At 62.5% G+C, this 15048-nt stretch carries 20 protein-coding genes; 10 read left to right on the top strand and 10 right to left on the bottom strand.

All coding sequences use genetic code 11. The features are described from left to right. Positions 1 to 126: 126 nt before the first annotated feature. The 3 genes from PLN84_RS10645 to PLN84_RS10635 all read right to left on the bottom strand — a co-directional run bounded on the left by PLN84_RS10645 (position 127) and on the right by PLN84_RS10635 (position 1755). Positions 127 to 300, bottom strand: coding sequence for a hypothetical protein (locus PLN84_RS10645; protein WP_348532061.1), 174 nt, complete (start codon positions 298 to 300; stop codon positions 127 to 129). Positions 301 to 392: 92 nt separating this feature from the next. After that, on the bottom strand, positions 393 to 1394 hold the full coding sequence (fen, locus tag PLN84_RS10640; RefSeq protein ID WP_292386543.1) for a flap endonuclease-1: 1002 nt from the start codon (positions 1392 to 1394) through the stop codon (positions 393 to 395). A 46-nt stretch (positions 1395 to 1440) separates the two neighbouring features. Next, positions 1441 to 1755, bottom strand: coding sequence for a hypothetical protein (locus PLN84_RS10635; protein WP_292386544.1), 315 nt, complete (start codon positions 1753 to 1755; stop codon positions 1441 to 1443). Positions 1756 to 1812: 57 nt separating this feature from the next. Between PLN84_RS10635 and PLN84_RS10630 the strand changes: the two genes are divergently transcribed. After that, positions 1813 to 2718 carry a presenilin family intramembrane aspartyl protease PSH gene (locus PLN84_RS10630; protein ID WP_292386545.1) on the top strand — a complete coding sequence of 302 codons (906 nt, stop codon included), beginning with the start codon at positions 1813 to 1815 and terminating at the stop codon, positions 2716 to 2718. Here the strand turns inward: PLN84_RS10630 and PLN84_RS10625 are convergent. Further along, positions 2657 to 3637, bottom strand: a complete 981-nt coding sequence (locus tag PLN84_RS10625) for a GTPase (RefSeq protein ID WP_292386546.1) — start codon at positions 3635 to 3637, stop codon at positions 2657 to 2659. The two genes, PLN84_RS10630 and PLN84_RS10625, sit on opposite strands and share 62 nt — an antisense overlap. Positions 3638 to 3685: 48 nt before the next feature. Between PLN84_RS10625 and PLN84_RS10620 the strand changes: the two genes are divergently transcribed. The 3 genes from PLN84_RS10620 to PLN84_RS10610 all read left to right on the top strand — a co-directional run bounded on the left by PLN84_RS10620 (position 3686) and on the right by PLN84_RS10610 (position 5516). Next, positions 3686 to 4567 carry a CBS domain-containing protein gene (locus PLN84_RS10620; protein WP_292386547.1) on the top strand — a complete coding sequence of 294 codons (882 nt, stop codon included), beginning with the start codon at positions 3686 to 3688 and terminating at the stop codon, positions 4565 to 4567. Between the two features lie 144 nt (positions 4568 to 4711). Then, the gene (locus PLN84_RS10615; protein ID WP_292386548.1) at positions 4712 to 4921 is read left to right on the top strand and encodes a histone family protein; all 210 of its coding nucleotides are present in this window, start codon (positions 4712 to 4714) and stop codon (positions 4919 to 4921) included. 343 nt (positions 4922 to 5264) lie between these two features. Then, on the top strand, positions 5265 to 5516 hold the full coding sequence (locus PLN84_RS10610; RefSeq protein WP_292386549.1) for a PRC-barrel domain-containing protein: 252 nt from the start codon (positions 5265 to 5267) through the stop codon (positions 5514 to 5516). On the opposite strand, the gene PLN84_RS10605 is transcribed toward PLN84_RS10610, so the two are convergent. From PLN84_RS10605 to PLN84_RS10585, 5 genes are all read right to left on the bottom strand, one after another. Next, positions 5498 to 6202, bottom strand: a complete 705-nt coding sequence (locus tag PLN84_RS10605; protein ID WP_292386550.1) for a phosphoglycolate phosphatase — start codon at positions 6200 to 6202, stop codon at positions 5498 to 5500. The two genes, PLN84_RS10610 and PLN84_RS10605, sit on opposite strands and share 19 nt — an antisense overlap. Continuing rightward, complete coding sequence (gene radA / locus PLN84_RS10600) at positions 6196 to 7170, bottom strand: DNA repair and recombination protein RadA (protein WP_292386551.1); 975 nt, start codon at positions 7168 to 7170, stop codon at positions 6196 to 6198. Before radA ends, PLN84_RS10605 begins: the two co-directional genes overlap by 7 nt. A 107-nt stretch (positions 7171 to 7277) precedes the next feature. Continuing rightward, the gene (locus PLN84_RS10595) at positions 7278 to 8567 is read right to left on the bottom strand and encodes a nucleotide-binding protein (protein WP_292558754.1); all 1290 of its coding nucleotides are present in this window, start codon (positions 8565 to 8567) and stop codon (positions 7278 to 7280) included. Between the two features lie 7 nt (positions 8568 to 8574). Beyond that, the gene (lysA, locus tag PLN84_RS10590) at positions 8575 to 9867 is read right to left on the bottom strand and encodes a diaminopimelate decarboxylase (protein ID WP_292558753.1); all 1293 of its coding nucleotides are present in this window, start codon (positions 9865 to 9867) and stop codon (positions 8575 to 8577) included. Next, positions 9864 to 11012, bottom strand: coding sequence for an LL-diaminopimelate aminotransferase (locus PLN84_RS10585; RefSeq protein WP_292558752.1), 1149 nt, complete (start codon positions 11010 to 11012; stop codon positions 9864 to 9866). The genes lysA and PLN84_RS10585 overlap by 4 nt, the downstream gene beginning before the upstream one ends. Positions 11013 to 11127: 115 nt before the next feature. Between PLN84_RS10585 and nifS the strand changes: the two genes are divergently transcribed. Genes nifS through PLN84_RS10555 form a run of 6 tightly spaced genes read left to right on the top strand, consistent with a single transcriptional unit; the run spans position 11128 to position 14577 of the window. Beyond that, entirely contained in the window at positions 11128 to 12330 is a 1203-nt protein-coding gene (gene nifS / locus PLN84_RS10580; protein WP_292558751.1) for a cysteine desulfurase NifS, read from the top strand. Beyond that, a complete protein-coding gene (gene nifU / locus PLN84_RS10575; RefSeq protein WP_292558750.1) occupies positions 12330 to 12770 on the top strand; it encodes a Fe-S cluster assembly scaffold protein NifU in 441 nt (146 codons plus the stop codon). The genes nifS and nifU overlap by 1 nt, the downstream gene beginning before the upstream one ends. A gap of 25 nt (positions 12771 to 12795) precedes the next feature. Continuing rightward, positions 12796 to 13113 (top strand): divalent-cation tolerance protein CutA, encoded by a 318-nt coding sequence (gene cutA / locus PLN84_RS10570; protein WP_292558749.1) that lies wholly within the window; start codon positions 12796 to 12798, stop codon positions 13111 to 13113. Then, on the top strand, positions 13110 to 13862 hold the full coding sequence (fdhD, locus tag PLN84_RS10565; protein ID WP_299953091.1) for a formate dehydrogenase accessory sulfurtransferase FdhD: 753 nt from the start codon (positions 13110 to 13112) through the stop codon (positions 13860 to 13862). Before cutA ends, fdhD begins: the two co-directional genes overlap by 4 nt. Beyond that, the gene (locus PLN84_RS10560; protein WP_299953088.1) at positions 13859 to 14323 is read left to right on the top strand and encodes a DUF1890 domain-containing protein; all 465 of its coding nucleotides are present in this window, start codon (positions 13859 to 13861) and stop codon (positions 14321 to 14323) included. The genes fdhD and PLN84_RS10560 overlap by 4 nt, the downstream gene beginning before the upstream one ends. Next, positions 14302 to 14577: a DUF1894 domain-containing protein gene (locus PLN84_RS10555; protein ID WP_299953085.1), complete on the top strand. Its 276-nt coding sequence runs from the start codon at positions 14302 to 14304 to the stop codon at positions 14575 to 14577. Before PLN84_RS10560 ends, PLN84_RS10555 begins: the two co-directional genes overlap by 22 nt. A gap of 39 nt (positions 14578 to 14616) precedes the next feature. Here the strand turns inward: PLN84_RS10555 and PLN84_RS10550 are convergent. Then, on the bottom strand, positions 14617 to 15048 hold a 432-nt coding region (locus tag PLN84_RS10550; RefSeq protein ID WP_348532060.1), incomplete at its 5' end, for a hypothetical protein.

Raw genomic sequence — 15048 nt, 5'->3', positions numbered from 1 at the left:
GCCTTTACCGTATCCACGTCCGCCCGCTGGGCGGCCATGGCCTCGTTTATCATCTTCTCGTAGAGTTCTCTCATATCTGTCGCCTCTCGATGTCGTTTGACGGCGATCCCACAGGGACCGCCGGAGTTAGCAGAACGGCTCTGAGCGACGGAGGGTGGCGTGGTCCCGGGAAGGGGGCCGGATGAATGTGGAGAGCGAAAGGTCGATGATGGTCAGGGATCTTGAACGGTGGTTCTTGCTGTTTGCTGTCAGTCCCTGCACCCCCCATCCTGCCATGATGGCCTGGTGGAGATTCGTCAACTGGCATATTTGGCCGTCTCGCATATATCAGTTGTGTCGTCCTCCGGAGCAGTTGTCCCGGAAAAAAGGTAGATTTTTAGTCGTTTCGCGTATCAAAACCAGGCATCCAGCGTCTTCTGCGTCGCCTTCACCGAGACCCTGGCGAGTGAGCTCCGGACCCGCTCTTCCGAGAAGTCGTAGCGCCCACAGAGCATCTCTATGACCCCGTCGACGTCAGGCGGCTTCCACTCGAGCGTGTAATCGTCGGTGACCGGCGGATCGAGGAAGAAGTCCCGGATGGGTCCGGGGTCGAAGTCGGGCAGTCTCTCTGCAATCATCGACTCAAACTCACCGTTTCGCACGGCCTTCAAGGCTGTCTTGCCGCCGACGCCCCGGATGCCCGGATTGAAGTCCGTGCCCACCAGGATGCCGATCTCGACGAGTTGCTCTCGTGTGACACCCAGGCAGTTGAGGAGGGGGGAGAGGACGATCCTCTCAGGGTTCACCGTGATCGTCCGCCCCCGCATCTTTCGCCTGCCGCTGATCGTGAGGTTCCGGACCAGCACCGGGGAGCCGAAGAGGAGCGAGTCGTAGTCCTGCGAGACCGCGTAGGTGACCATCCCCCTCCGCGCCATATGGGCCGCCTGTGCCTCGCCTTCGCTCGGCGCCTGCACCCGGGGAATGCCGAGCAGGTCGAGGAGTTCGTGGGACGACGCTATGATCTGACCGTCGATACGGGTGGACGCGCTCGCCTGCCTGTACGCCTCCTCCGTATCTCCCTCTTTCAGCGCTGTCTTCCAGGCCTCGTCGGCCCTTGTCCGGACTGCCCGCCGCTCCCGGATCGTCTCCTGTTTGAACTCCGGCGGCTTCCCGTCAAAGACGAAGACCGGTTTTATGCCTTTCTCCAGGAAGTTGACCGTCCGGAAGAGGATGCCCGAGAGGTGTGAGGTGACCCTTCCTGAGCTGTTCATCAGCGGCGTGCCGTCAGGCTGCCGGATGATCGAGAGAAACTGGTAGAGCGCGTTATGGGCGTCCACTGCGGCGGTGCCGGTGAGGGCGTCCCAGGTCAACGTCTCTTTACAGTCTGCCAGGATATCTCGGATCGCAACGCCCATGCTACTTATTCATGAGGGGGAAAGGCCATTAAGATGGCGGTTCTCCTCACCGGTACATCCGCCGGGAGAGCCCGTCAACAATCTCCTCGATGTGGCTCACGGTGTTGTCGTACTTGGCGCTCATCGTCTTCCCCATCTCTTCCATGTTCACGCGCATGGTGCGCTCCCGCTGTGCGACGCTCTGCTCGAGGCTCACAATCTTTATACCGAGAGAGATGAGCAGCCCCCCGAGAGAGAGCATCATGAACGTCGCAGCAACTGCTATAGTCAGGTCCTGCCAGAATCGCATCACCAGCACGACGGTGGAGACCACCATCACGATGGTGAGAACGATGTCGCCGATGAGTTCGCGAATCTCCATATTTTAAAGTAATGAGGATGCATTAATTAACCTACCTATAGTGAATGGAGATTTGTGATGCAGATACGCGACTGGCTGCCACTTCTTGGAATGCCCCTTATGCTCCTGTTTGTCCAGGTGATTGCCGTCATCCTCGTCCTCCCCATGCAGGCAGCGGGGCTTGTGGCATTTGAGGATCCCGAATCGGTTGCAAATCCACTCCTCTTCATCGGGATATTGCTCGCCTTCACGCTGGTCCTGCTCCTCCTGATCCGGGTGGGAGGTCGACGGCTCATCTCCGTCTTCATCGGGATTTCCATATTCATGACGTTCCTCTACATATTCGGGGCGCTCTTCAGCCTCGCGCTCGGGGCGACCGGCGTCGCCGCCGCCGGGACGCTCATCGCTGCCGGGGCGGCGACAGCGCTCCTCTACCTCTACCCGGAGTGGTACGTCATCGACACCCTCGGCGTGCTGATCTCCGCGGGCATCGCCTCAATCTTCGGTATATCCCTTGCCATCCTGCCGGTGCTCGTGCTGCTTGTGCTGCTCGCGGTCTACGATGCCATATCGGTCTATCGGACAAAACATATGATCACGCTTGCCGAGGGCGTCCTTGAGACGAAAGCCCCCATCATGGTCGTGGTCCCGAAGAGAATGGACTACTCATTCCGGCGGGAGGGTCTCAGGATCGAGGAGGGGGAGGAGCGCGGCGCGTTCGTCATGGGTATGGGCGACCTGATCATGCCTTCCATCCTCGTGATATCGTCGCACGTCTTTGTGGATGCGCCTGCGGTCCTCTGGGTCCTCTCCGCCCCGACGATCGGCGCGATGGCGGGATCGCTTGCAGGCCTCGCCGCGCTCCTATACTTCGTCAACAGAGGCAAGCCCCAGGCGGGGCTCCCTCCCTTAAACGGCGGGGCTATTCTTGGGTTTCTGGTTGGGGCGGCTCTCGCAGGCTCGTTTTCGTGGCTTCCTTTCTGAATGTGAGCAGGAGGTCGAGCACCTCTTCCACCCCTTCCCCGGTGAGCGTGGACATCGCCGGGTAGCCTTCGATCCCCCGGATATCTGCCTTATTGACGACGGTCACCACCGGGACGTCGACGAGCCGGCGTATCTCATCGAGGAGCCGGACCTGGTCGTCGAGCGAGTAGCCGCAGTGCTCGCTTGCGTCCAGGATGAAGAGGACGATGTCGGCCGTGTTGATGATGGCGCTTACTGCTTGCCGCTCGATGGGGTTCCTCTCGTTTGCAGGCCGTTCGAGGACGCCCGGTGTGTCGATGAACTGGATGCGGTCGCGCTTTCCGATCTTGCGGTGACCGACGATGACCCCCTTTGTGGTGAAGGGGTAGGCGGCGATCTCGGGGTCCGCCGTTGAGACGAGCCTGATGAACGAAGATTTCCCTACGTTCGGGAACCCGGCCACCACCACCGTGAACTCGTCCTCGCTCACGTGCGGAAGTTTCCGCAGGAGGTTTCGCGCTTCATTGAGGTATATGAGGTCGTCCTCTATCTGGTGGACGATGGAGGCGATGCGGGCGACGGCCTGTCGCCGTTTTGGGCCTGTATCTTCCGCAGACCGCATACTACGGGTGTAACCGGAGCCGATAACCCAGACCTGGTCGGCCGCCCAGGTGACGGCGCCGAGGGACTTCTTCAGCCGGTCGAGCGAGACCAGGATCTCGGCCACCTCCTGGTAGAAGGGAGGGAGGCGCTCAAAGCTCGGGAACGAGCTGACCACGCTCTTTAATTTATCATGGATGGCTTTCGCGACGGCTCTCACGAACTCCTCGTTTGCCCGATCGACGTTGATCTTTAGTTTCCTCTTGGCTGCCGCCCTGCGAAGACTGCGGTCGAGCACTTCGTCCGCCGTCGGAACGGTCGGGATAGTTTCAAACTCCACTGTACGCACAACCTAATGTATTTAAACAACGTATTATGACTGATAATTATGGATCTCTCTCCAATTCAGAAGGACATCCTGATAACCCTGATTACTCTATATCATCAGTCCTCCCACTCTATAAAAGGTGAGGAGATCGCGGATGTGCTGAAGCGCAACCCCGGCACGGTCCGCAACCAGATGCAGGCATTGAAGGCGCTCGGGCTCGTAGACGGCGTGCCCGGTCCAAAGGGCGGGTATAGCCCGACCGCCAATGCATACAAGGAGCTGAATCTCGGCGACCTCGAGCACCAGTCCGAGGTGCCGATCTTCCGCGACGGCGAGAAGGTGAAGGGCGTGCGGGTCGCGGAGCTCGGGTTCACCACCCTCTGTCACCCGGACCTCTGTCACGCGATGGTCAGGATCATCGGGAGCGTGAAACTCTTCAAAGTCGGCGACATGGTCTCGATCGGGCCCACGCCGGTGAACAAACTGCTCGTCCGCGGTGAGATCTTCGGGATGGACGAAAACCAGCAGGCGCTCCTGATCAGTGTCGCTGAGATGATATCCCTCCCGAAACAGACGATCAAGCACTACATGAGCACTCCGCTCCTGACCCTGCCGCTCTCCGCCACCCTCCGTGATGCGGTCCACCTCTTCAATTGTCACCACATTCACGGGGCACCGGTGATGAGCGAGGGTGACGACCTTGCGGGCATCGTGACGTTGAGCGATGTTGCTCGGGGCCTGGACGAGGGCCTGATGCTGGATGCGCCGGTTTCAAAGGTCATGACCCGCAGTGTGGTTCAGGTGTCGTCGTCGATCCGGCTCTATGAGCTTGTGCGGCGATTCAAGGAACGGGAAGTAGGGAGACTGATTGTGGTCGAGGACGGTAAGCCCGTCGGCATTGTTACTCAGACCGATATAATTCGGGTCTTTCCCTCACTTTGATCCCCTCCCCGTTCTGAATTTGGCGCTTCAACCCCTCAGGAGACGGATAACTATTTATATGAGAATACCTATGGTGCTTCTGTCAAACGAGTTCTGTGTGAGAGCACATTTCACAGAACTCAATGAAAAGGGGGAAATGAGATCATGACAGATATACCTCTGGCACCAGTTGGCAGAATCGTGAAGAAGTCCGGCGCGGAACGCGTGAGTTCCGATGCCAATGAAGAGCTCGCAAAATTGATGGAACAGTACGCATCACGGATCGCGAAAGAAGCAATTAAACTGGCTGGTCACGCGGGCAGAAAGACGGTCAAGGCAACGGATGTCCGGATGGCAGCCGAGACTGTGAGATGAACTAACCCTAACTCCTATTTTATGGTACAGGAACGCTCCCTGCCGGTTGACCCGGAAGGGCGTTCGCTGCGGAGCAGACGAATCTTCGCGTGCGAAACGAGTAAAACCCGCCGCACTTCAGGATCGCGGCGAAGCGTTGCGATACGCTGATGGTGTGAGGAGGGTGAAGACCTTCGTTTGCGGCTGGTTTGAGAGCGAGACCCCCTGTCCTTGAAATCCCACCCGTTCCCCGACGGGCAACGGTCGACGGCAACGCTTCCGGATAAAGAACCTGTAATGCGGTTTTTCTGTGATTTTGAGGAATTTAAAAGATTTAAATAGTACAAACGCCCCACGGTTCTGTATGAGCAAAACCTTCTGCCGTGCCCTTGCCAGGAAGAGAGTGATGAGTAACGATGGCATGCTCATCGGGACCATCAAGAACATCATGGTCGACCTCAATACGGGGCAGGTGGTCGACCTGATCGTCAAACCTGACGAGACATTCAGAACCGATGGTTACCGGACCGATGGGGACAAGATGCTCGTGCCGTTTGAGGCAGTGAAAGATATAAAAGACTATGTTGTGGTCGACCGCTACCTGCTGAAGAAGTAGGGATAATACTTTTTCACCGCTTCTACGAATCCATCCCCATACGCTCCCGGGGATACCCAGTCTGCCGCCGCTCGTGTCGGGGCCGTGGCGTTTCTCACCGCGACGCCGATGCCGGCAGCCTCAAGCATCTCGATGTCGTTCTCTGAGTCCCCGATAGCCATCATCTCGTCCGGAAGGATACCCATATCTCCGGCGAGTTCCGCGAGCGCCGTCCCCTTGTTCACGCCGAGAACCTGGAGATGAATGGCAAACCCGGTGTCGAGCACCCGGACGGGAAGGTGGCGGTCGCGAATGACCGCCCGCGCTTCATCCGGGTCGACGGTCCGGGCAAAGGCCACATCGGCGAACCGGTAATGCGCGCCGAAGAGTTCGAGCTCAGTGCCCTTCCCGGCAAAATACTCCCTCAAGATTTCAAACGCCTCAAGGCAGGTCTTCCGGTCGCCAGGGACCTGGAGGATGCCTGCAAACCCCCTCCGGTAAACGCCGCCGTTCTCCCCGATGATGGTCCCGTCCGTCCCGACCATCTTGCAGAGCCCGTCCATGAAGCAGACGGTGTTGCCGCTTGCGAGCACCACTTCTATGCCGGCATCGACGAGCGTGCGGATGGTCTCGACGGCGGCGGTGTTGATCCGCCGCCGCCGGTCGGTGATGGTGCCGTCGACGTCCGTGACGAGCGCCTTCAACACTGTTTGAGCCCTGCCTGTTCGACCATGAACGCCGCCTCGCCCTCAGGGAGGTTGGGGCTGTCCACCAGGCGGGCGACCCTCTTACCGCCCTTGCTCTTTCGGAGGTAGAGCCGGAAGGTTGCCGTGTGTCCGACGATGTTGCCGCCGATCGGTTTTGTGGGGTCGCCGAAGAGGACGGCGGGGTTCGACATCACCTGGTTGGTCACGAGACCGACGGCGTTGTGGTCGTCGATCAGTTTCAGGAGGTCGTGCATGTGACGGTTCAACTTCTGTTGCCGGGCCGCGAGGGTGCCTCTTCCTGCGTACTCCGACCGGAAGAGGGACGTCAACGAGTCGATGACGAAGAGCCTGATCGGGTAGTCGGAGTTCCGCAGTTCGTTTGCAAGTTCTCGTGCGGTCTCAAGAAGCAGCATCTGGTGGTCGGAGCTGTGCGCCCGGGCGACGTGGATCCGTTCGAGGATCTCCTCGATCGGTCCGAGGTCCGCTTCCTCCGGGAGCCCGTTGACCATCTGCTCGATCCGCTCCGGGCGGAAGGTGTTCTCGGTATCGACGTAGATGACCCCGCCGGCGAGGCCGCCGAGGTCTTCGGGGAGCTGGGCGTTGACGGCCATCTGGTGGACGAGCTGGCTCTTACCCGACCCAAATTCCCCGTAGACCTCCGTTATCGCCTGTGTCTCAAGGCCCCCGCCGACCAGTTCGTCGAACTCGGGGACCAGGGTCTTGAGTTTCTTGATATCCTTTCTCTTGTCCAGGATGTCCCGGCCGGTCTTGAATCCGCCGATATCCGCCATCTTCCGGGCGGCGAGGATCACCTTCTTTGCGGTTCCCTCACCGATCTCGGCCGCCTCGGCAAGATCCGATGTGGTGGCCGTTGCTATGCTCTCGACGGTCCCGTATCCGGCCTCGCGGAGTTTGTCGGCAGTGGTGGTTCCGACGCCCGGTAAATCTTCAAGATCAATCTCTGACATCTCATTCCTCACTTGATCTCTAGGTGTGTTCTACTAAGGTACACTTAGAGTCTATAGCGTGAGACATAAAGGTCGCTCGCCGTGCGGGGTGAAAGTGAAGATAGAGATCAGGATACCCTGGAGAGCCGATCCAGGCGGCGCCGCAACTCTTCCTGATCGGGAAATACGGTCTTGAGAGAGTGGAGGCTGATCACGCCCCGGTGCACCGTGCCTCTCGCGCGCACAACATACCCGACGGGCAGCTGCCTGTCGAGGAGGTAGCAGGCGTCGCCGGTATCGATGCAGATCCCCTGCCCGGTGGCGATGATCGTCCCAACGACTTCCACCTCCTTCTCCTCCTCTGCGAGGAGAACGAGGGCGCTCCCCCACGAGAGGTGGAGTTCGACATCCCCGTAGCGCCCGCGTTTGGCGATCGCGTTGTAGGCCTCTATCCGGTCGCCGGGCACCAGGCGATCCTCCGCTTTCTCGCCCCAGATGACGACCGGGATCTCGTTCGTCCCGTCAGTGAGGACCAGGTTCCGGACCGAGGACCGCCTCCCGCTCCGCGTGACAAACGAGTGAGGTGGCTGCACGCGCACAACCGTTCCGGTAAACGAGTAGGACCTTCCTTCCTCTACATCTGCAAGGGTGTCGAGCGGGAGGACGATCTCCCGATCAGAGCGGGAGACGGACGCCGCTTCGCCGAGGCTGTACTCGATGCCCCGCTCGCCATCGCGTTCCGTGGCCCCACGGATGACGACGTTTTCTCCCGCTTCCACTCCGAGGAGGACGGCCGGGGCCCAGGCGACGAGCCGGAAGACACCGTCCTCGTTTCCCACCACCGCCTCGACCATCTCTCCCTCGCCCCCGTCGCGCCGCTTGAACGTCCGCGGGTTCCCGACTGATATCAGCCTGACCTCGAGGTCTCCTGCCGGGCCGAGGGAAGCGGCGGAGGCCTCCGTCACCTCCGGGCAGGCGATCTCGCAGGCCGCCTTCTGGACGGCGGCGGCGGTGACGTCGGGAACTTTCCCGCCGCCCTTCGGCCGGCCGAGGATCTCGAGCACGTCGCCTGCCTCGATCTCGCGGACACCGCCGGCCTTCTCGTCCCAGAGGGTCAGCCGGGCCCTCCCGGTCTCGTCGCCCACCGTCACGTTCGCGACGATCCCGGTCGTGCCGTCCTGCCGCTCGAACTCCTTCGGCTCGCCGACCTCGAGGACCTTTGCGAAGAAGCAGACGAGGCTTGAGGCCCCGCCGATCTCGCGGACCCGGACGTGCGAACGGCCGAGGTCTTTGACGACCAGCATCGCCGCGGTCTGCTCGTCGAGGAGGTCTCCCGCCTCCGCCACCTTCTCCTCCACCCGGCGGTCGAACTCCTCTTTTGAGAGGAGGTCGTCGACCAGGAGGTAGTGGAAGTTCACGGCGATCTCATTCCTGCCAGGGCGGCGTCACCATCGGGGCGGTCAGGTCCTCGACTGTCTCGGCCCGGCGCATCAGGGCGGCCTTATTGCCTGCGAGGAGGACCTCGGCGCACCGGGGGCGGCTGTTGTACTGCGACGACATCGCGAACCCGTAGGCCCCGGCGTCCAGCACCGCGATGATGTCGCCTGCCTCGAGGGCGGGGAGCATCCGGTCCTTTGCGAGAATATCGCCCGTCTCGCAGATCGGCCCGGTGACCGAGTACTCCTGCACAGCAGGGGCGTCGGCCTTGTTCGCCGCCACGACCGTGTGGTAGGAGTCGTACATCGTCGGCCGGACCAGGAGGTTGAACCCGGCATCGACGTTCGCAAACGCTTTGTGGGCGGTCTTGACGGAGTTGACCCTGGTGAGGAGGAGCGTCGAGTCGGCGACGAGCCACCGGCCGGGCTCGACCCAGAGTTCAGGCTCGATCCCGAGTTCCCTGATGCCGCGGAGGAAGACCGGCATGACCGCGCCGGCATACTCCTCCGGTGTCGGGGCCCGGTCGGTCTCGCGGTGGTAGGGGATACCGAGGCCGCCCCCGATATCGATGAACTTCGGGTCGACCCCGATCTCGATAAGGTCGCGGGCGACGCCGATCAGGACCTCGACCTCGCGGGCGAACGGCTCCACGTCCAGGATCTGCGAGCCGATGTGGCAGTGGATCCCGATGGGGTTGACGTGCTCGAGGGCGAGGGCTTCGCGGTAGGCGTCGAGGATCTGCCCGGCCGGGATACCGAACTTGCTCGTGGCGAGTCCCGTCGCGATCTTCGGGTGGGTGGGGACCTCGATCGCCGGGTTGACGCGGAAGGCGATATCGACGGTCTTGCCCGCCTTCCCGGCCGCGGCGTCGAGCTGCCGGAGTTCGTCGGGCGAGTCGACCGAGACCCGGATCCCCTTCTCGACGGCGAGGACGAGGTCGGACGGGGTCTTAGAACTCCCGTTGAAGAGGAGGGAGGCCGGGCGCATACCGGAGGCGAGGGCGAGCGCGACCTCTCCCGCGGAGAAGACGTCCGCTCCCGCACCCATCGACGCGAGGGTCCGGAATACCGCGAGGTTCCCGTTCGCCTTTGCGGCGTAGAGGACCCGGACCTTCGGGTAGTGGGCGGTGAGCGCCCCGGAGAGCCTCTGGAAGTTCTCGCGGATCCGGTCCTCGCTCGTGACGTAAAGCGGGGTACCGAACTGCCGGGCGAGGTCGACCGTGTCGTGCTCGCCGATCGCGAGGCGGCCGTCCCGAACCGAGAGGTGGGAGGGGAGGATCACAGGTCAAGCCCCCGCATCCGCTCGACCGCCTCGTTGATCCGCTCGATCGACCGGGTGATCGCGAACCGGACGAACCCTTCGCCGTTCTTCCCGAACCCGACTCCGGGCGTCGCGACGATCCCCGCCTGGTCGAGAAGCTTCGCGGAGAAGGCCATGCAGTCGTCGACCGGCGCCCAGACGTAGAAGGTCGCCTTCGGTGCCCGGACATCGAGGCCGATATCGGTGAGGCCTTTCACGAGGGCGTCCCGCCGCTCCTGGTAGATGCCGCAGGCCTCTCTGACGCAGTCCTGGGGGCCGGTGAGCGCCGTGATCGCGGCGTGCTGGATGGCGTCAAACGCGCCCGAGTCGACGTTGGTCTTGACCCGGCCGAGCCCGGCGACGATCTCGGGGTTCCCGCAGGCCATCCCGATCCGCCACCCGGTCATGTTGTAGGTCTTCGAGAGCGAGTGCATCTCGATACCGACCTCCATCGCGCCGTCGACCTCGAGGAACGAGGGCGCCTTGTAGCCGTCGAAGGTGATCTCGGAGTAGGCGTTGTCGTGGACGACGACGATGTTATGCTCCCGCGCGAACTCGACGACCTCCTCGAAGAACGAGAGGGGGGCTATTGCGGCCGTGGGGTTGTTCGGGTAGTTGATGAACATCAGTTTCGCCTGCTTCACGACGTCGGCGGGGATATCCTCGAGCACCGGGAGGAAGTTGTTCTCCGCCCGGATGGGGAGTTCATGGACTTTCCCCTCGGCAAAGAGCGTGGAGGTCTTGTAGACCGGGTAGCCGGGGTCGGAGGCAAGGACGACCTCGCCCGGGTTGACGAAGGCCTCGGCGATGTGCGCAATGCCCTCCTTGGACCCGATGAGGGCGAGGACCTCTTTCTTCGCGTCCAGGTCGACGCCGAACCGGCCCCGGTACCAGTCGGCCACTGCCTCGCGGTAGGCAAGCATGCCGGTGTAGGAGGGGTAGTGGTGGTTCTTCGGGTCCCGGGCCGCGGTGCAGAGCGCCTCCACGATGTGCGGCGGGGTGGGGAGATCGGGGTCGCCGACCCCGAGGTCGATGACATCGACACCCTGGCGCCGTTTCTCCTCTTTCATCTCGTCAATGCGTGCAAAAAGGTATGGGGGAAGGTGATCCATGCGTCTTGCGTACATCACCAGATATTGCGCATGGAACCCTATTTATCTTCGTACTCGCGTTCGGGGAGGTCGCCTGCTCTCTCACGACCGGTAATGCTGATACACTCCCGGATCCAACGTTTTAGCGGACATGAACGATCAGGCAGAGCGTCCCGTGTACATGGACCACGCGGCGACGACATTCATAAAACCCGAGGTCATCGCGGCGATGGCCCCGTACTTCTCCCAATACTTCGGGAACCCCTCCTCCCTCTACCGGTTCGCCGGCGAGCCCCGGAAGGGCGTCGATGCGGCGCGGGAACAGGTGGCGGCGGCCCTCGGCGCGACACCCGCGGAGGTCTTCTTCTGCGCCGGCGGGAGCGAGGCCGACAACTGGGCGATCAAGGGCGTCGCCCTCGCGAACCACAAACGTGGCGACCATATCGTCACGACCGCAATCGAGCACCACGCGGTCCTCCATACCTGCGAGTGGCTCGAGAAGCACGGGTTCTCCGTCACCTACCTGCCCGTGGATAAGTTCGGCCGGGTGGACCCTGGCGACGTCGAGGAGGCGATCACGGGCCGGACAGTCCTCGTCTCGGTGATGACGGCAAATAACGAGATCGGTACGATCCAGCCGGTTGCCCGGATCGGCAGGATCGCGCACGACCACGACGTCCTCTTTCATACCGACGCCGTCCAGGCGATCGGGGCGGTCCCGATCGACGTGGAGAGCATGAACATCGACCTCCTCTCGCTCTCCGGCCACAAGTTCTACGGCCCGAAGGGGACCGGAGCGCTCTACGTCCGGCGGGGGACCCGGCTTGAGAACCTTGTCCACGGGGGCGGGCAGGAGCGCGGCCGGCGGGCCGGGACCGAGAACGTCCCCGGCATCGTCGGGCTCGGGAAGGCGATAGAGGTTGCGACCGCCGATATCGAGGGGCACAACCGCCGGCTTGTAGCGATGCGGGACCGCCTGATCCGCGAGGTCCTCTCCACGATCCCGGACTCGCGGCTGAACGGTCACCCGACCGAGCGGCTCGCGAACAACGCGAACTTCAGTTTCCGTTACGTCGAGGGAGAGTCGATCCTCCTCATGCTCGACGCCCGCGGGATCTGCGCGTCCACCGGGAGCGCCTGCTCCTCGGCGTCGCTTGAGCCCTCGCACGTGCTGCTCGCGACCGGGCTTGCCCACGAGGAGGCGCACGGCTCGCTCCGGCTCACCCTCGGCGACGCGAACACCCCTGACGATGTCGAGTATGTCCTGTCGGTGCTGCCGGAGGTGATCGGGCGGCTGCGGCAGATATCGCCGTTGACGCCGCCTGCAGGGAAAAGGGTCCCGGAGGCTGAGTGATGTATACGGAAAAAGTGATGGAAGAGTTCACGAACCCCAAAAACGTCGGCGAACTCGCGGATGCCGACGGTTTCGGCGAGGTGGGGAGCCCGTCCTGCGGGGATACTATGAAGCTCTACCTGAAGGTCGAGGAAGACCGGATAACCGATGTCCGGTTCCGGACCTTCGGATGCGCCGCGGCGATCGCGTCGAGCTCGATGGCGACCACGATGATCCGGGGGATGACCCTCGCCGAGGCGTGGGACCTCTCGAACGCCGACGTGGTGGCGGCCCTCGGCGGCCTTCCGCCGGCGAAGATCCACTGCTCGGTCCTCGCCGAGGCCGCTATCCGGACCGCCATCAACGATTACCGGGCCCGCCGGGGGCTTTCTCCGTGGAAGACCTGTTCCTCGTGCTCCTGCGGCGGGGACGGGTGCGGCCCCCACTGCGAGAACGGTTAAATACGGACGCTACGAAGGTAACACCATGGTTCTCCCGGAATATGTTGTGGTCTTCTGCACGGCCCCTGCCGGCGAGGCGGAGGCAATTGCAAAAGCGCTCGTCGATGCCCGGCTGGCGGCCTGCGTGAACGTCACCGGCGTGCAGTCCAGTTACCGCTGGGAGGGGGCGGTTCAGAACGAGCCCGAGCAGCTCCTGATCATCAAGACGCAGCAGAGCCTCCTTGATACGCTCATCGCGAGGATCAAGGGGCTCCACAGCTACGAGACCCCCGAGATCATCGCGATGCCGATCGTCGGCGGCTACACCCCCTACCTCGAGTGGATGCGGGAGGAGACGGGATGATGGAGATCGTCTGCCGCGCCGGGATCCAGGCGACGGAGGAGGGTGTGCGCGACGTCCATGACGATATCATCGTCGAGGACCGCGTCAGGCTCTTCCTGAACGGCGAACCCCTGACGACCCTGGTGGCGAGTGCCGACCGTCTCGAGGATCTCGGTGCCGGGTTCGTCATCAGCGAGGGATTGGCCGACAGGGTCGATTCGGTAGAGGTCCGCGGAAAAGAGATCCATATCACCGCCCCATCGCGGAAGGACGTCGAGCTCGTGACGGAGTCCTCAGGGGGCTCCTCTGCGGCCGGCGAGCCGAAGTCGGTCACGTCCCTCCTCACCGTCACGGCGGAAACCATCCGTGCGGTCACGGCATCGATCGAGTCCGATACCTGGCGGAGAACCGGCGCGGTCCACTGTTCGGTTCTCTTCTGCAACGGGGAGTTCGTCACCCGGGCCTGCGATGTGGGGAGGCACAACACCGTCGATAAGGTCGTGGGCTACGCGGCCTTAAAGGGGCTCGACCGGTCGAGGTGCATCCTCGGCTGTACGGGGAGACAACCGTCGGGGATGGTGGCAAAGGCGGCGAACGCGGGCATCCCCATCGTCGTCTCCCGCGCCGCCTCGACCGACCGTGGCATCCTCACGGCGGAGGAGGCGGGGATCACCCTCATCTGCTTCTCGCGGGGGGAACGGTTCACCATCTACACGCATCCTGAGAGGATGCCCGAAGTCGCTTTAGAACTGGAGAAGACCAGAGTATGACAGAAAAGACTGCACTGATTCTGCTCGGCTGCCCGCAGGTGCCGGTCCAGACGAGCATGGCGCTTTACCTGATGCACGGATTGAAGGAGCATGGTATCCGGCCGGTGATCGCCGGGACGGTGGCTGCGCGGAAACTGATGGAGGTCGCCGACCCCGGCCGGCACTACCTGGAAGAGATGGCCGACCTCGACGACATGATCGACGAGATCACGGGGAAGCGGCGGGACTTCGACCTCTGCTTTGTCTTCATCCACAACGACTCCGGGGTCGCCTACGCGGGCACCATGGCCTACATATCGCAGGCCCGGCTCTATGCGCTCCTCTTCGGGGAGCACGCGGAGGACCTTGCAAAGGAGATCGAGTTCCCCTGCGAGGTCGTCGCGGCGAAGGCCGTGCACAACCCGATGCCGCTGAAGCGCAAACTTGACGAGGTGATGCAATGGGCTGTCTCGAAGCGTTGAAACCCGAGATCATCCTCTCCCAGGCATCGTTCAAGGACGCCCGGGAGTATATCAAGAAGAACGTCCGGGAGTATCACGAGGTCGAACCGGGCTACAAGATCCATGATGTCCATATTATCGGTGTTGCGCCGCTCTATGTCGGCGTCGAGGGCGAGGACCTGATCTTCCCCTACACCAAGCCCTGTCACGGGACGTTCGTGGTAAAGGTCGCGGGCCACGAGGAGATCGCCCGGCTGCGGGCGAGGAAGAAGTAACCCTTCGGGGAAAAATGTGCGGCCGGTATCTCACTGGCACTATACTCTTTTGAGCGTGTCGATCGCAACCCCATACTGCTCGCCGTCCTGCAGGTAGACGAGTTCAAGCTCGTCCGGCCCCACAACCTCGCCGAGACAGTACCCGCCGTCCTGCTCGGCGGTCGAGATGGTCCTGCCGTCACGCCCGATGACGCCGGCGATCGCCGTCCGCGTTTCCGTGCCGTTCGCGGTCGTAAACACGGTATGGCCGGAGAAGACCCGGCCGTGCTGTTCGGATACGGTCATCGTCATCGTGACGGTGGAGTAGTCCGTGAACCCCGTGCTTTCTTCGTATCCAGTCATGGCCGCGGTCCAGTTGCCGGTGAGGTCGGGGATGGTCGTGGCGGTCGTGTGCACCGGGGTGGGTGCCGGCCCCGTGTAGCTCCCGGAGCCGAGCCACCAGTCTTCGTCCACCTTCATCACGTAGCCCAG

The sequence above is a fragment of the Methanoculleus sp. genome (assembly GCF_035363275.1).
Taxonomy (GTDB): domain Archaea; phylum Halobacteriota; class Methanomicrobia; order Methanomicrobiales; family Methanoculleaceae; genus Methanoculleus.
Note: the sequence above shows the minus strand (reverse complement) of the source record. Positions and strands in the feature narration are given on the sequence as shown.

What these genes read in the sequence shown, in the direction of transcription:
- PLN84_RS10585 (WP_292558752.1), bottom strand. Translation starts at nt 11,012, where the DNA reads ATGTACGCAAGACGCATGGATCACCTTCCCCCATACCTTTTTGCACGC.
- radA (WP_292386551.1), bottom strand. Translation starts at nt 7,170, where the DNA reads ATGTCAGAGATTGATCTTGAAGATTTACCGGGCGTCGGAACCACCACT.
- PLN84_RS10560 (WP_299953088.1), top strand. Translation starts at nt 13,859, where the DNA reads ATGACAGAAAAGACTGCACTGATTCTGCTCGGCTGCCCGCAGGTGCCG.
- PLN84_RS10635 (WP_292386544.1), bottom strand. Translation starts at nt 1,755, where the DNA reads ATGGAGATTCGCGAACTCATCGGCGACATCGTTCTCACCATCGTGATG.
- nifU (WP_292558750.1), top strand. Translation starts at nt 12,330, where the DNA reads ATGTATACGGAAAAAGTGATGGAAGAGTTCACGAACCCCAAAAACGTC.
- PLN84_RS10630 (WP_292386545.1), top strand. Translation starts at nt 1,813, where the DNA reads ATGCAGATACGCGACTGGCTGCCACTTCTTGGAATGCCCCTTATGCTC.
- PLN84_RS10615 (WP_292386548.1), top strand. Translation starts at nt 4,712, where the DNA reads ATGACAGATATACCTCTGGCACCAGTTGGCAGAATCGTGAAGAAGTCC.
- cutA (WP_292558749.1), top strand. Translation starts at nt 12,796, where the DNA reads ATGGTTCTCCCGGAATATGTTGTGGTCTTCTGCACGGCCCCTGCCGGC.
- PLN84_RS10620 (WP_292386547.1), top strand. Translation starts at nt 3,686, where the DNA reads ATGGATCTCTCTCCAATTCAGAAGGACATCCTGATAACCCTGATTACT.
- nifS (WP_292558751.1), top strand. Translation starts at nt 11,128, where the DNA reads ATGAACGATCAGGCAGAGCGTCCCGTGTACATGGACCACGCGGCGACG.
- fdhD (WP_299953091.1), top strand. Translation starts at nt 13,110, where the DNA reads ATGATGGAGATCGTCTGCCGCGCCGGGATCCAGGCGACGGAGGAGGGT.
- PLN84_RS10555 (WP_299953085.1), top strand. Translation starts at nt 14,302, where the DNA reads ATGGGCTGTCTCGAAGCGTTGAAACCCGAGATCATCCTCTCCCAGGCA.
- fen (WP_292386543.1), bottom strand. Translation starts at nt 1,394, where the DNA reads ATGGGCGTTGCGATCCGAGATATCCTGGCAGACTGTAAAGAGACGTTG.
- PLN84_RS10610 (WP_292386549.1), top strand. Translation starts at nt 5,265, where the DNA reads ATGAGCAAAACCTTCTGCCGTGCCCTTGCCAGGAAGAGAGTGATGAGT.